At 69.2% G+C, this 14,529-nt stretch carries 12 protein-coding genes and 1 tRNA gene; 12 read left to right on the top strand and 1 reads right to left on the bottom strand.

Annotation, left to right across the window (positions count from 1 at the left end):
• Positions 1 to 298: 298 nt before the first annotated feature.
• A tRNA-Leu gene (locus ACE3OU_RS18110) sits at positions 299 to 383 on the bottom strand.
• 46 nt (positions 384 to 429) lie between these two features.
• On the opposite strand from ACE3OU_RS18110, the gene queA reads away from it, so the two are divergent.
• The 12 genes from queA to ACE3OU_RS18170 all read left to right on the top strand — a co-directional run.
• Positions 430 to 1,458 (top strand): tRNA preQ1(34) S-adenosylmethionine ribosyltransferase-isomerase QueA, encoded by a 1,029-nt coding sequence (gene queA, locus ACE3OU_RS18115; RefSeq protein ID WP_374242957.1) that lies wholly within the window; start codon positions 430 to 432, stop codon positions 1,456 to 1,458.
• Positions 1,455 to 2,561, top strand: coding sequence for a tRNA guanosine(34) transglycosylase Tgt (gene tgt, locus ACE3OU_RS18120; protein WP_374242958.1), 1,107 nt, complete (start codon positions 1,455 to 1,457; stop codon positions 2,559 to 2,561). Before queA ends, tgt begins: the two co-directional genes overlap by 4 nt.
• A gap of 172 nt (positions 2,562 to 2,733) precedes the next feature.
• Positions 2,734 to 3,666, top strand: coding sequence for a bifunctional riboflavin kinase/FAD synthetase (locus tag ACE3OU_RS18125; RefSeq protein ID WP_374242959.1), 933 nt, complete (start codon positions 2,734 to 2,736; stop codon positions 3,664 to 3,666).
• Between the two features lie 20 nt (positions 3,667 to 3,686).
• A complete protein-coding gene (ileS, locus tag ACE3OU_RS18130; protein WP_374242960.1) occupies positions 3,687 to 6,491 on the top strand; it encodes an isoleucine--tRNA ligase in 2,805 nt (934 codons plus the stop codon).
• A gap of 28 nt (positions 6,492 to 6,519) precedes the next feature.
• Entirely contained in the window at positions 6,520 to 7,014 is a 495-nt protein-coding gene (gene lspA, locus ACE3OU_RS18135) for a signal peptidase II (protein WP_374242961.1), read from the top strand.
• Positions 7,011 to 7,442 carry a peptidylprolyl isomerase gene (locus ACE3OU_RS18140; protein WP_374242963.1) on the top strand — a complete coding sequence of 144 codons (432 nt, stop codon included), beginning with the start codon at positions 7,011 to 7,013 and terminating at the stop codon, positions 7,440 to 7,442. Before lspA ends, ACE3OU_RS18140 begins: the two co-directional genes overlap by 4 nt.
• 14 nt (positions 7,443 to 7,456) lie before the next feature.
• Complete coding sequence (ispH, locus tag ACE3OU_RS18145; RefSeq protein ID WP_374242964.1) at positions 7,457 to 8,386, top strand: 4-hydroxy-3-methylbut-2-enyl diphosphate reductase; 930 nt, start codon at positions 7,457 to 7,459, stop codon at positions 8,384 to 8,386.
• A 51-nt stretch (positions 8,387 to 8,437) separates the two neighbouring features.
• The gene (locus ACE3OU_RS18150; protein WP_374242965.1) at positions 8,438 to 8,749 is read left to right on the top strand and encodes a hypothetical protein; all 312 of its coding nucleotides are present in this window, start codon (positions 8,438 to 8,440) and stop codon (positions 8,747 to 8,749) included.
• A gap of 142 nt (positions 8,750 to 8,891) precedes the next feature.
• Positions 8,892 to 11,096 carry a type I secretion system permease/ATPase gene (locus ACE3OU_RS18155; protein ID WP_374242966.1) on the top strand — a complete coding sequence of 735 codons (2,205 nt, stop codon included), beginning with the start codon at positions 8,892 to 8,894 and terminating at the stop codon, positions 11,094 to 11,096.
• A gap of 3 nt (positions 11,097 to 11,099) precedes the next feature.
• On the top strand, positions 11,100 to 12,506 hold the full coding sequence (locus ACE3OU_RS18160; protein WP_374242967.1) for an HlyD family type I secretion periplasmic adaptor subunit: 1,407 nt from the start codon (positions 11,100 to 11,102) through the stop codon (positions 12,504 to 12,506).
• Between the two features lie 14 nt (positions 12,507 to 12,520).
• Positions 12,521 to 13,147, top strand: coding sequence for a LuxR C-terminal-related transcriptional regulator (locus tag ACE3OU_RS18165; RefSeq protein WP_374242968.1), 627 nt, complete (start codon positions 12,521 to 12,523; stop codon positions 13,145 to 13,147).
• A gap of 116 nt (positions 13,148 to 13,263) precedes the next feature.
• The coding region (locus ACE3OU_RS18170) for a retention module-containing protein (protein WP_374242969.1) at positions 13,264 to 14,529 on the top strand (1,266 nt) is incomplete at its 3' end.

The raw sequence follows: 14,529 nt of genomic DNA on the forward strand, positions 1-14,529 counted from the left end.
TCCAGCAGCGATTGGGGATCGAGTGTTTGAGTTCATAGTCTCTATTTATCAATGACTTAATGACATTGATTTTACCGGGGACGGCGCAGGTTCACAAGGGGGTTGGCGTTAAGTTGGGAGCATTGCCACGGGGGGGCGGAAATCAGAAACCCGGGAAGAGTGCGGAGACTTGCGGACATCCGCAGAAACGCGGGCTGGACAAGACGCGGAAACCTTTGAACCCAGAACGCAGGCCCTTGCGCGAATTAGCAAGAGGGCTGCGGGAGAGGCCAGGTTTTGGATATAATCGTGGGTTTTCTGGTGCCGGGAAAGGGACTCGAACCCTTACACCTTGCGGCGGCGGATTTTGAATCCGCTGCGTCTACCGATTCCGCCATCCCGGCACGAGAAGCATTGCATTATCTACGAATCCTCTCTCTGCATCAACTCATGGCCTGGACCCTCGACGATTTCGACTACCTGCTTCCGCCCGAACTGATCGCCCAGGCGCCGTTGGCCCGCCGCACCGACAGCCGGCTGCTGCAGGTTTCGCCGCAACTTGCCGACCTGCAGTTCTCCGACCTGCCCCGCCTGCTCGCGCCGGGCGACCTGCTGGTCTTCAACGACACCCGGGTGATCCACGCCCGCCTGTTCGGCGCCAAGGCCAGCGGCGGTCAGGTCGAGGTGATGATCGAGCGCCCCCTCGGCCCCCACGAGGCGCTGGCCCAGATCCGCGCCAGCAAGTCGCCCAAGCCCGGCACCTGGCTGCGTCTCGAGGACGCCCTCGACGTGGAGGTGATCGGCCGCGCCGGCGAGTTCTTCCACCTGCGTTTCCCCGAGGGCGAAGACCTCATCGCGCTGCTCGAGCGCCACGGGCGCCTGCCCCTGCCGCCCTACATCGAACGGGCCGCCGGCGACACCGACGAATCCCGCTACCAGACCGTCTTCGCGCGCAACCCGGGCTCGGTCGCAGCACCCACCGCCGGCCTGCACTTCGACGAAGCCCTGCTGGCCCGCCTCGCCGAACACGGCGTGAACAGCGCCTACATCACCCTCAACGTGGGCGCCGGCACCTTCCAGCCGGTGCGCGTGCACGACCTTTCCGAACACAAGATGCACACCGAGGCCTACTTCGTACCCCAGGCCACCGTGGACGCCATCGCCGCCACCAAGGCCGCCGGCAGGCGGGTCGTGTGCGTGGGCACCACCAGCATGCGCGCCCTCGAATCCGCCGCCCGCGGCGGCGAGCTCGAGGCCGGCGAGGCGGAGAGCGACCTCTTCATCCTGCCCGGCTACCGGTTCCGGGTGGCCGACGCCCTCATCACCAACTTCCACCTGCCCAAATCCACCCTGCTGATGCTCGTCTCCGCCCTGGCCGGGGTGGACGTCATCCGCGGCGCCTACGCCCACGCCGTCGCTGCCAGGTATCGCTTCTTCAGCTACGGCGACGCCATGTTCCTGACCCGGAATCCCGCATGAAATACGAACTCCTCGCCACCGACGGCGCCGCCCGCCGCGGCCGCCTGACCCTCAACCACGGCACCGTCGACACGCCGGCCTTCATGCCGGTGGGCACCTACGGCTCGGTGAAGGGCATCTCGCCCCAGGACCTGCGCGACATCGGCGCCCAGATCTGCCTGGGCAACACCTTCCACCTGTGGCTGCGGCCGGGGCTGGAGGTCATCGAAGCCTTCGGCGGCCTGCACCAGTTCATGGCCTGGGACGGCCCGATCCTCACCGACTCCGGCGGTTTCCAGGTGTTCTCCCTGGGCGCGCTGCGCAAGATCACCGAAGAGGGCGTGCGCTTCAGCTCCCCGGTCAACGGCGACAAGCTGTTCCTGACCCCGGAAGAGTCGATGCGCATCCAGAAGGTGCTCAATTCCGACGTGGTGATGATCTTCGACGAGTGCACGCCCTACCCGGCGAGCGTGCCCGAGGCCGCCGACTCGATGCGCCTGTCCCTGCGCTGGGCCCGGCGCTCCCGCGACGAATTCGACCGCCTCGAAAACAACAACGCCCTGTTCGGCATCGTGCAGGGCGGCATGTACGAAAACCTGCGCGACGAATCCCTGGCCGGGCTCACCGACATCGGCTTCCATGGCTACGCGATCGGCGGCCTGTCGGTGGGCGAGCCCAAGGAAGACATGCAGCGCATCCTGCACCACACCGCCCCGCGCCTGCCCGTCGACAAGCCGCGCTACCTGATGGGCGTCGGCACCCCCGAAGACCTGGTCTTCTCGGTGCAGGCCGGCATCGACATGTTCGACTGCGTGATGCCCACCCGCAACGCGCGCAACGGCTGGCTGTTCACCCGCCACGGCGACGTCAAGATCCGCAACGCGGTTCATAAAAAAGACACCCGCCCGATCGACGAGTCCTGCGACTGCTACACCTGCCGCAACTTCTCGCGGGGCTACCTGCACCACCTCAACCGCCTCAACGAGATCCTCGGCGCCCGCCTCGCCACCATCCACAACCTGCACTACTACCAGCAGCTGATGCGCGAGCTGCGCGACGCCATCGCCAGCGGCACCCTCGGCGACTACGTCGCGCGCTTCCACCGGGAGCGGGCGGGAGGCTAAACAGGGAATGGGTGGCAGAAAGTGAAAAGCGGGCCGGCGTTAGCCCATTTGCGCTGACGATCGGGATCACGCGCGGGTCTCGGGCACGGGCTCGCTCCGCACTCCCTGCTTCCCATTTCCAACTCCCCACCCACGCCACGCTATAATCCGCGCTTTTCCCCGATTTCGCCCCATGCAGGTTTTCCGTGGCATTCCCGAGCGCGCCGAGCACGGCTGCGTGCTGACCATCGGCAATTTCGATGGCGTGCATCGCGGCCATCAAGCCCTGCTGGCGAAGCTCACCGACAAGGCCCATGCAACCGGGCTGCCCTCCGCGGTGCTCACCTTCGAGCCCCACCCGCGGGAGTTCTTCGCCCACGACAACCGGCCGCGGCGCCTCACCTCCCTGCGCGAAAAGATCCAGCTGCTCGCCAGCCGGGGGGTCGACCGCCTGTACATCGCCCGTTTCAACACGCGCTTCGCGGCCCTCACCGCCGAGCAGTTCATCGAAGACGTGCTGATCCACGGCCTCGGCGTGCGTCACCTGCTGATCGGCGACGACTTCTGTTTCGGCAAGGGCCGCGTCGGCAACTTCACGATGCTCAACGCCGCCGGCCAGCAAGCGGGCTTCACCGTCGAGGCAATGCACACCCTGGTCCATGAGGGCGAGCGGGTCTCCAGCTCGGCCGTCCGCGCGGCCCTCCTCGAAGGCGACATGCCCCACGCGGCGCGCCTGCTGGGCCGCCCCTACAGCATCAGCGGGCGCGTGATGCACGGCGACAAGATCGGCCGCACCATCGGCTTCCCCACCGCCAACATCCAGCTCAAGCACCGCAGCCCGCCGCTGATGGGCATCTACACCGTGAGCGTCGACGGCCTCGCCGACAAGCCCTGGCCCGGCGTGGCCAGCGTCGGCGTGCGCCCCACCATCAACGACGCCGGCCGCCCCAGCCTCGAGGTACATCTCTTCGACTGGGCCGGCGACTGCTACGACGCCCACCTGCGGGTGAACTTCCTCGTCAAGCAGCGCGACGAGGAACGCTACGACAACCTGGCCGACCTCACCGCCCAGATCGCCCGCGACGCCGACCAGGCGCGCGCCTATTTCGCCCAGAATCCCCTCTGAATTCACAGGCAGCACAGACCATGTCCGACACCCGCAAGACCCTGAACCTGCCCGACACGCCCTTCCCGATGCGCGGCGACCTCGCCAAGCGCGAGCCCAACTGGATCGCCGAGTGGCAGCAGAAGAAGCTCTACGAAAAGATCCGCCAGGTTTCCAAGGGCCGCCCCAAGTTCGTCCTGCACGACGGCCCCCCGTACGCCAACGGCAGCATCCACATCGGCCACGCCCTCAACAAGATCCTCAAGGACATCATCGTCCGCTCCCGCACGATGGCCGGCTTCGACGCCCCCTACGTGCCCGGCTGGGACTGCCACGGCCTGCCCATCGAGCACAAGGTCGAGGTCACCCACGGCAAGGGCCTGCCCGCCGACAAGGTGCGTGAGCTGTGCCGCGCCTACGCCCACGAGCAGATCGCCGAACAGAAGAAGGACTTCATCCGCCTCGGCGTGCTGGGCGACTGGGACAACCCATACCGCACCCTCGACTTCGGCAACGAAGCCGGCGAAGTGCGCGCGCTGGCCGAGATGGTCAAGCGTGGTTGGGTCTTCAAGGGCTTGAAGCCCGTCAACTGGTGCTTCGACTGCGGCTCGGCCCTCGCCGAAGCTGAAGTCGAATACCAGGACAAGCAGAGCCCGGCCATCGACGTCGGCTTCAAGTGCATCGACACCGACAAGCTCGCCGCCGCCTTCGGCCTCAATCAGCTCCCCGCCGGCAAGGACGCCTTCGCCGTCATCTGGACCACCACCCCGTGGACCATCCCCGCCAACCAGGCCCTCAACGTCCACCCCGAGCACGAATACGCGCTGGTCGACACCCCCCGCGGCCTGCTGGTGCTGATGGTCGAGCTCACCGAAGCCAGCCTCAAGCGCTTCGGCCTCGAGGGCAGCATCGTCGCCCGGGCGAATGGAGCCAAACTCGACAAGATCCGCTTCCAGCACCCCTTCTACGACCGCCAGTCGCCCGTCTTCGTGGCCGACTACGTGGGCCTCGACGCCGGCACCGGCATCGTCCACTCGGCCCCGGCCTACGGCGTCGACGACTTCAACAGCTGCAAGGCCAACGGCTTCACCAACGACGACATCCTCAGCCCCGTGCAGAGCAACGGCGTGTATGCCGAGTCGCTGCCCTTCTTCGGCGGCCTGCACATCTGGAAGGCCAACCCGGTCATCGTTGAAAAGCTGCAGGAAGTCGGTGCGCTGTTCTCCCACGAGAAGCTCATCCACAGCTACATGCACTGCTGGCGCCACAAGACGCCGCTGATCTACCGCGCCACCGCCCAGTGGTTCGTCGGCATGGACCTCAAGCCCAACGGCGGCCCCAGCCTGCGCGAGCTCGCGCTGCAGGGCGTCGAGTCCACCCGCTTCTTCCCCGCCTGGGGCCAGGCGCGGCTGCACGCGATGATCGCCAACCGGCCCGACTGGTGCATCTCGCGCCAGCGCAACTGGGGTGTGCCGATCCCCTTCTTCCTGCACCGCGAGACCGGCGAGCTGCACCCCCGCACCGTGGAGCTGATGGAAGAAGTCGCCCAGCGCATCGAACTCGAAGGCATCGAGGCCTGGTTCAAGCTCGACCCGGCCGAGCTGCTGGGCGCCGAGGCCGCCGACTACGAAAAGATCAGCGACACCCTCGACGTGTGGTTCGACTCGGGCACCACCCACTGGCACGTGCTGCGCGGCTCCCACAACGACGGTCACGCCAGCGGCCCGCGCGCCGACCTGTACCTCGAAGGCTCCGACCAGCACCGCGGCTGGTTCCACTCCTCGCTGCTCACCGGCTGCGCCATCGACGGACACCCGCCCTACAAGGCGCTGCTGACCCACGGCTTCGCCGTGGACGGCGCCGGCCGCAAGATGAGCAAGTCCCTCGGCAACGTGGTCGTGCCGCAGGAAGTCACCGGCAAGCTGGGCGCCGAGATCCTGCGCCTGTGGGTAGCCTCCACCGACTACTCCGGCGAGCTGTCGATCTCGAAAGAGATCCTCGACCGCGTCGTCGAGGTCTACCGCCGCCTGCGCAACACCCTGCGCTTCCTGCTCGCCAACACCGCCGACTTCAACCCGGCCACCGACATGCTGCCGGTCGCCGAGTGGCTCGAGATCGACCGCTACGCGCTGGCCCTCACGCACAAGCTGCAGGCCCAGGCCGAGGCCGACTACGCACGCTTCGAGTTCCACCGCGTCGTCCAGGCGCTGCAGAACTTCGCCGCCGAAGACCTCGGCGCCGTCTACCTCGACGTACTCAAGGACCGCCTCTACACCACCGCCGCCAACTCGCCGGCGCGCCGCTCGGCCCAGAGCGCCCTGTGGCACATCCTGCAGTCCGTCGTACGCCTGATGGCCCCGATCCTCTCCTTCACCGCCGAAGAGATCTGGCAGCTCCTCGGCAAGGACCCGGAAGACAGCGTGATGCTGCACCTCTTCCACGCCCTGCCCGAGCAGGAGGGCGAAGAGGGCCTGCTGGCCCGCTGGACGGCCATCCGCGCGCTCCGCGCCGAGGTGCAGAAGGAGATCGAAGCCGTCCGCGCCGCCGGCCAGGTCGGCTCGTCGCTGCAGGCCGAGGTCGAGATCCGCGCCGCCGGCGACAACTTCGAGTTGCTCGCCAGCCTCGGCGACGACCTGCGCTTCGTGCTGATCTGCTCGAAGGCCACCGTCGTCCGGGTCGCCTCCGACGCCGAAGCCGGCATCACGGTCACCCCGTCGTCCCACAAGAAGTGCGAGCGCTGCTGGCACTACCGCGACGACGTCGGCCACGACGCGGCCCACCCGGAACTTTGCGGCCGCTGCACGTCAAACCTGCACGGCGCCGGCGAAGCCCGCAGCGTCGCCTGACCCCGCCCCCACGCGCAGGAGCCCGCCCTTGAAACTACGCCTCGGCAACTGGATCGGCCTCGCGGCCATCGTCGTGCTGATCGACCAATGGACCAAGCACCTCATCCGCGGCGCCCTGCGCACCGGCGAGGTGATCCGCATCACCGACTGGTTCGACCTGGTGCTGGCCTTCAACCCCGGCGCGGCCTTCAGCTTCCTGGCCGACCAGGCCGGCTGGCAGCGCTGGTTCTTCGTGGCCCTGGCGGCGGTGATCTGCGGCTGGCTGCTGCGCCTGCTGGCGCGGCACCAGCACGAGTTCCTGCAGCCGCTAGCCTTCTCGTTGATCATCGGCGGCGCGATCGGCAACGTCATCGACCGCTTCGTCTTCGGCGCGGTGGTCGACTTCCTGTATTTCCACATCGGCCGCTACGGCTGGCCGGCCTTCAACGTGGCGGACTCCGCCATCTGCGTGGGGGTTGGGCTGATGCTCCTCGCCCAGTTCCGCGAACATCGCCACCTCCAAGCCCAAGAGAAACTCTCATGACCCAGATCGTCCAGCCCGACAGCCTGCTGACCCTGCACTACCGCATCTCCCTCGAGAACGGCCAGCCCCTCATCAGCACCTTCGAATCCACCCCGGCCACCATGCAGCTGGGCCGCGGCGACATCGCCCCGACCCTCGAGCGCTGCCTGGCCGGCGTCACCGTCGGCGAGCGCCACACCTTCCTGCTCGAGCCCGAGAACGCCTTCGGCGCCCACCGCGAAGACCTGGTCGAGAAGGTCCGCCTCGAAGACTTCCCCGACGGCGCCGAGGTCGAACCGATGGTCATCATGGAATTCACCGCCCCCGACGGCACCCGCTACCCGGGCCTGATCCGCGAGGTGCTCGACACCCACGCGGTGATCGACTTCAACCACCCGCTGGCCGGCAAGTCCATCCGCTTCGAAGTCGAAGTGATCGGCATCAACTGAACCCCGAGGCCACCATGGAAGTCTTGCTCGCCACCCCCCGCGGCTTCTGCGCCGGCGTCGAACGGGCCATCGAGATCGTCGAACGGGCAATCGCCCTGTACGGCGCCCCGATCTACGTCCGCCACGAGGTCGTGCACAACCGCTTCGTCGTCGACGGCCTGCGCGCCAAGGGCGCGGTCTTCATCGAAGACCTCGCCGACGTGCCCGCCGGCAACACCGTGATCTTCAGCGCCCACGGCGTGCCCCAGTCGGTGCGTACCGAGGCCGAGGCCCGCGGCCTGCGCGTCTTCGACGCCACCTGCCCGCTGGTCACCAAGGTGCACCTCGAAGTCGCCCGCATGCGCGAGCAGGGCCGCGAGCTCATCATGATCGGCCACAAGGGCCACCCGGAGGTCGAGGGCACGATGGGCCAGGTCAAGGACGGCATCTACCTCGTCGAGAACGTCGCCGACGTGGCCGGCCTCACGGTCGCCAACCCCGACATGCTCGCCTACGTCACCCAGACCACCCTGTCGGTGGACGACGCCGGCGCCATCGTCGCGGCCCTGCGCGAACGCTTCCCCAACATCGTCGGCCCCAAGAAGGACGACATCTGCTACGCCACCCAGAACCGCCAGGACGCCGTGAAGTTCATGGCCCCCCAGTCCGACCTGGTGCTGGTGGTCGGCTCCACCAACAGCTCCAACTCCAACCGCCTGCGCGAGGTCGCCGAGCTGCTCAAGGTGCCGGCCTACCTGGTCGACAACGCCGACGCGATCGACCCGGCCTGGGTCGCCGGCCGCCGGCGCATCGGCGTCACCGCCGGCGCCTCGGCCCCCGAAGTGCTGGTCGAGTCGGTCATCGCGCGGCTCAAGGAACTCGGCGCCGGCTCGGTCCGCCAGCTGGAAGGCGTGCCGGAACGGGTCACCTTCCCGCTGCCCAAAGAGCTCCAGGCCACCGCCTGAGCACGCTCTCCGGGCCCCGTCGATTCCCCCACCCGAGGCCCGGAGCATCCCATGCCCTACGTTCAACGTGACACCACCGGCCAGGTCGTGGCCATCTTCGCCGAGCCCGGGCCGGGCCACGACGAGCAGCTGCCCGCCGGCCATCCCGACCTCGCGGCCCTGGCCGGCGCCGACGGCTTTGCCCACCTCGACGCCGACCTGATCCGCGTCATCGAGGACGTGGTCGATGTGCTGATCGACCGCGGCCTGCTGCGTCTCACCGACCTCCCGCTCGATGCCCAGCGCAAGCTGCTCACCCGCAAGGGCGCCCGGGCCCGGCTGCGGGAAGGGCTCGACCTGCTGGGCTCCGACGACGTGATCTGACGCGCGCCACCCGGCGCCCCGTGGCGCAAGTCTCGCCCGGCGTCATCCGATACGCCTAAAATGCGCATGTGCGCGACCACTGCCGCGAGCGCCCCGGCCGGCAGCCCTGCCGGCCGGGAAACGCGTCCCCCCGACTCTTCCGATGACTGAAGCCGCCGCCTCCGCCCCTCCCGACCCGCACCGCGCTGCCACCGCAGCCCCGGATCCGCACTGGCGACCGGCCGAAACCGCCACCCACGCCGACCCCCTCCTCGATGCGCTGGTCGTGATGACCCGCCTCCACGGCAAGCCCTTCAGCCCCGAAGCCCTCGCCGCCGGCCTGCCGCTGGTGGACAACCGTCTCACCCCCTCCCTGCTGCCCCGGGCCGCCGCCCGCGCAGGGCTTACCGCACGCATCGTGCGCAAGCCGCTGGCCGACATCGGCCCGGCGCTGCTGCCGGCGATCCTGCTGCTCCACGACCGCCAGGCCTGCGTGCTGCTCGAACACCTCCCCGGCGGCGGCGCCCGGGTGCGCTTCCCCGAAGCCGGCGAGTCGGCCCACGAGCTCGGCGCCGACGAGCTGGCCGCCCTCTACACCGGGCTGGTGTGCTTCGTGCGCCCGCGCTTCCGCTTCGAGGCCCGGGCCCCGCAGGTGCGTCCGCCGCGGGCCAGCCACTGGTTCTGGGGCACCGTCGTCGAAAACTGGCGCCTCTACCGCGACACCCTGCTGGCCGCCCTGGTGATCAACCTCTTCGCGCTGGCGATCCCGATGTTCTCGATGTCGGTGTACGACCGCGTGGTGCCCAATCACGCCCTCGACACCCTGTGGGTGCTGGCCCTCGGCGCGGTGCTGGTGCTCGGCTTCGACTTCGTGCTGCGCACCCTGCGCGCCTACATCGTCGACAGCGCCGGCAAGCGCATCGACGTGCAGCTGTCGGCGCGCATCATGGAAAAGGTGCTCGGCCTGCGCATGGACGCCCGCCCGGCCTCGGTGGGCGCCTTCGCCGCCAACCTGCGCGCCTTCGAGGGCGTGCGCGACTTCATCGCCTCGGCCACCGTCACCACCCTCATCGACCTGCCCTTCGTGCTGCTGTTCCTGCTGGTGATGCTGTGGATCTCGCCCTGGCTGCTGCTGCCGCCGGTGGTGGGCATCCTGCTGGTGCTCGGCGTGACCCTGCTCACCCAGGGCAAGATGCACGAACTCACCGAGACCACCTACCGGGCCAGCGCCCAGCGCAACGCCACCCTCATCGAGAGCCTGGTCGGCCTCGAGACCGTCAAGACCACCGGCGCCGAGGGCCAGATGCAGCGCCAGTGGGAGCGCGCGACCCTGTTCATCGCCCAGGTCGGCGGGCACCTCAAGCTGCTGTCGGCCGGCACCGTCAATTTTGCCCAGCTCATGCAGCAGCTGGTCAATGTGGCGGTGATCATCGTCGGCGTGTACGAGCTCGCCAACAACAACATGAGCATGGGCGGCATCATCGCCGCCTCGATGCTGTCCGGCCGCGCGATGGCGCCCCTGGGCCAGGTGGCCGGACTGATGATGCAGTACCAGAACGCCCGCACCTCGCTGGCCACGGTGGACAACCACATGGCGCTGCCGGTGGAGCGCCCCGAAGGCGCCAGCTTCGTGCATCGCCCCACCGTCAAGGGCGACATCGAGTTCAAGGACGTCGGCTTCCGCTACCCCGGCCGCGACCAGGCCGTGCTCCGGAAGGTCAGCTTCCGCCTCAAGGCGGGCGAGAAGGTGGGCATCATCGGGCGCATCGGTTCGGGCAAGACCACCATCGAGAAGCTCGTGCTCGGCCTCTACCCGCCCACCGAGGGCGCGGTGCTGATCGACGGTATCGACGCCCGCCAGATCGACCCGGCCGAGCTGCGCCGCGCCATCGGCTTCGTGCCCCAGGACGTCAACCTCTTCTACGGCAGCCTCAAGCACAACATCGCGATGGGTGCGCCCTTCGCCGACGACAGCGCGATCCTCGCCGCCGCCGAGCTGGCCGGCGTGCACGAGTTCGCCAACGCCCACCCGCAGGGCTTCGAGATGCCCGTCGGCGAGCGCGGCGAATCCCTCTCCGGCGGCCAGCGCCAGGCCGTGGCGATCGCCCGCGCAGTGCTCAACGACCCGCCCGTCCTGCTCCTCGACGAGCCCTCCAGCAGCATGGACCACCAGAGCGAGGAGGGCCTCAAGCAGCGGCTGCGCGGCTTTGCCCGGCACAAGACGATCCTCCTCGTCACCCACCGCACTTCCCTGCTCGACCTCGTGGACCGGCTGATCGTCCTCGACCAGGGGCAGATCGTCGCCGACGGCCCCAAGGCCCAGGTGGTCGAGGCCCTCCAGCAGGGCCGCATCGGTCGCGCGGGGTAAGCCATGAAACTCATCCCCTCCTTCCTCCGCCCTGCCTGCGACGCCCTCTACCAGCGCGCCTCCCGCGGCTTCGACCGCCTCCTCGACGGCGTCGGGGAGCGCGATCTCCACGACGACGCCGACTACCTCGCCGACGCCGAATGGGCCATGGCCGAACAGAAGCTGCGCGGCAGCCGCATCGTCGTGCTGCTCACCTGCGCGGCGGTGCTGGCCCTGATCGTGTGGGCCGCCTTTGCACCCCTCGACGAAGTCACCCGCGGCGAGGGCAAGGTCATCCCGTCCCGCCAGGTGCAGGTGATGCAGAGCCTCGACGGCGGCATCGTCTCCGAGATCCTCGTCCGCGAGGGCGAGCAGGTGAAGGCCGGCCAGCTGCTGCTCAAGATCGACCCGACCCGCTTCGTCTCGTCGCTCCGCGAGAACCGCGCCCAGTACGAAGCCCTGCTGGCCCGCTCGGCCCGCCTCACCGCCCTCGCCAACGAGAAGCCCTTCGTGGCGCCGCCCGAACTCGTCAAGAGCGCCCCCGACCTCGTCGAGCAGGAGCGCCGCGCCTATGAAACCAAGCGCATGGAGCTCGACGCCGCCGTCGGCGTGGCCCGCCAGCAGCTGTCCCAGCGTCGCCAGGAGCTCAACGAAGTCACCGCCCGCCGCGAGCAGGCCACCCAGAGCTACAACCTCACCGCCCGCGAGCTCGACGTCACCCGCCCCCTCGCCAAGACCGGCGCCGTCTCCGAGGTCGAGCTGCTGCGCCTCGAGCGCGACGTGGCCCGCTACCGGGGCGAGCGCGACGCCGCCGGCGCCCAGATCCCGCGCATCCAGGCCGCCATCTCGGAGGCCCAGCGCAAGATCGAGGAGGTCGAACTCACCCTGCGCAACCAGGCCCGCGCCGAACTCTCCGAGACCAACGCCAAGCTGGCCGCCCTCTCGGCGGGCAGCGAGGGCCTCGCAGACCGGGTCAAGCAGGCCGAGATCCGCGCCCCCATGAACGGCACCGTCAAGCAGCTGTTCGCCAACACCGTGGGCGGGGTGGTGCAGCCGGGCAAGGAGATCATCGAGATCGTCCCCGGCGACGACGCGCTGCTCCTCGAAGCCCGCGTGCAGCCCAAGGACATCGCCTTCCTGCGCCCCGGCCAGCCGGCCCGCGTCAAGTTCACCGCCTACGACTTCTCGATCTACGGCGGCCTCGATGCCACCCTCGAACACATCGGCGCAGACACCATCACCGACGACAAGGGCAACGCCTTCTACATCGTGCGGGTGCGCACCACCCAGAGCACCATCGGCGAGGCCCGCATGCCCATCATCCCGGGCATGGTGGCCGAGGTGGACATCCTCACCGGCAAGCGCTCCCTGCTCAGCTACCTGATGAAGCCGGTGCTGCGCGCCAAGGCCAACGCCCTGACCGAGCGCTGACGCCCCCGCTCCCCATGAACACCGCAGAACCGCTGCTGATCCTCACCGACGACGACCGGCTGGCCGCGCACTGGCAGGCCCTGGGCCACGCACCCGTCCGCGCCCGCCGCATCGACGCTCTCGACAGCTGGCGCGCAGCCGGCCACCGGCTCGTGCTCGCCGACCTCGCCCTGCCGTCCGCCGAGACGCCCATCTGGCAGCAGCCCGCCTGGCAACGCAACGCCGCCGGCCTCGCCATCCTCGCCGCCTCCTCCCGGCCGAACGACGACGAGGGCCTCGCCGTGCTCAACGCCGGCGCCAGCGGCTACTGCCACACCCACGCGCCCGGCGCCAGCCTCGGACAGGCGCTGGAGGTGGTCGCCAGTGGCGAACTGTGGGTGGGCCGCGCCCTGCTCTCGCGCCTGCTACGGCTGGTGAACACCCGCCTGCCGCGCCTGCCCGCCGACGACTGGAGCGCCCCGCTCACCGAGCGCGAGCGCGAGGTCGCCCAACTCGCCGCCGTCGGCGACAGCAACCCCACCATCGCCGCCACCCTCGGCATCACCGAGCGCACCGTCAAGGCCCACCTCAAGGCCGTCTTCGACAAGCTGCAGGTGGCCGACCGCCTCCAGCTCGCGCTGCGGGTGCACGGCGTCCGCTGACCCATTTTGCGCAGGCAGCGTGGCGTGGGTCACGCGACCTGTCCTCGTGGACAATATCCCCCCCTGGCGTCTGCCCGTAGATTCCGCCCCAACAGCAAAACCCTACGGAGCCCAGCATGGCCAGCCCGACGCCCACCCCCAACGCCACCATCAACCCCGCCACCCAGGGCACCGTCGCCTTTGTCCAGGGCGAAGCCTACATGCGTGATCGTCAGGGCAAGCTCATCGCCATCAAGCCCGGCGACGCGGTCGTGGAAGGCCAGGAGATCGTCACCGCCGCCGGCGCCGTCGTCGAGCTGCAGCTTCCCAGCGGCGCCAGGCTCAGCATCGGGGCGGACCGGCAGGTGCTCCTCAACGACGAACTGTTCGCCACCGCCACCCCCGACCCCAGCGAGTACATCGTCTCCAGCCTCGGCGCCGACGCCGACCGGGTCATCCAGGCCCTCAACGCCGGCCGCGACCCCTTCGCCGACCTCGAAGAGCCCGCCGCGGGCCTCACCGCCGGCGCCAACGGCGACCAGACCCACGACTTCGTCCGCCTCGTCCGCATCCTCGAAGACGTCACCCCACTGGCGTTCGAGTACAGCTCCAGCACCGACGGCATCGACTTCCGTCCAGTGAGCGGCGCCACCGCACTGCCGACAACAACGCCCCTCCCCGCCAACCGGCCCCCCGTCGCCAGTGACGACACGGGCGCCAGCACGCTGGCCGGCCAGGCCGTCCGCGTCAACGTCCTCGACAACGACAGCGACCCGGACGGCGACCCGCTCACCGTCACCGACGCCAGCGTCGATCCGGCCCAGGGCCGCGTTTTCGTTAACGCCGACGGCACGCTGACCTTCACCCCGGCCGACAACTTCGGCGGCACCGCCCAGATCACCTACACGATCAGCGACGGCAAGGGCGGCACAAGCTCCGCCGCCGCCAGCGTCGCCGTCACGCCGGCCAACACCCCGGCTCAATTGAGCAGCGCCCGCGCCAGCGTCCAGGAGGACTCCGTCCTCAGCGCCGCCGGCACCCTCACGATCAGCGACCCCGATGCCGGCGAGGCCACCTTCCAGCCGCAGACCCACATCGCGGGCAGCTACGGCCACTTCTCGATCGACGCCACCGGCGCCTGGTCCTACACCCTCGACAACGCCAGCCCCGCCGTCCAGGCCTTGAAGGACGGCCCGCCGCAGACCGAGACTTTCACCGTCTACAGCGCCGACGGCACCGCCACCACCGTCACGATCGACGTCTTCGGCAAGGACGAGCCGGCCAACACCCCGGCTCAATTGAGCAGCGCCCGCGCCAGCGTCCAGGAGGACTCCGTCCTCAGCGCCGCCGGCACCCTCACGATCAGCGACCCCGATGCCGGCGAGGCCACCTTCCAGCCGCAG

This window comes from Zoogloea sp. (assembly GCF_041908905.1).
Classification (GTDB): domain Bacteria; phylum Pseudomonadota; class Gammaproteobacteria; order Burkholderiales; family Rhodocyclaceae; genus Zoogloea.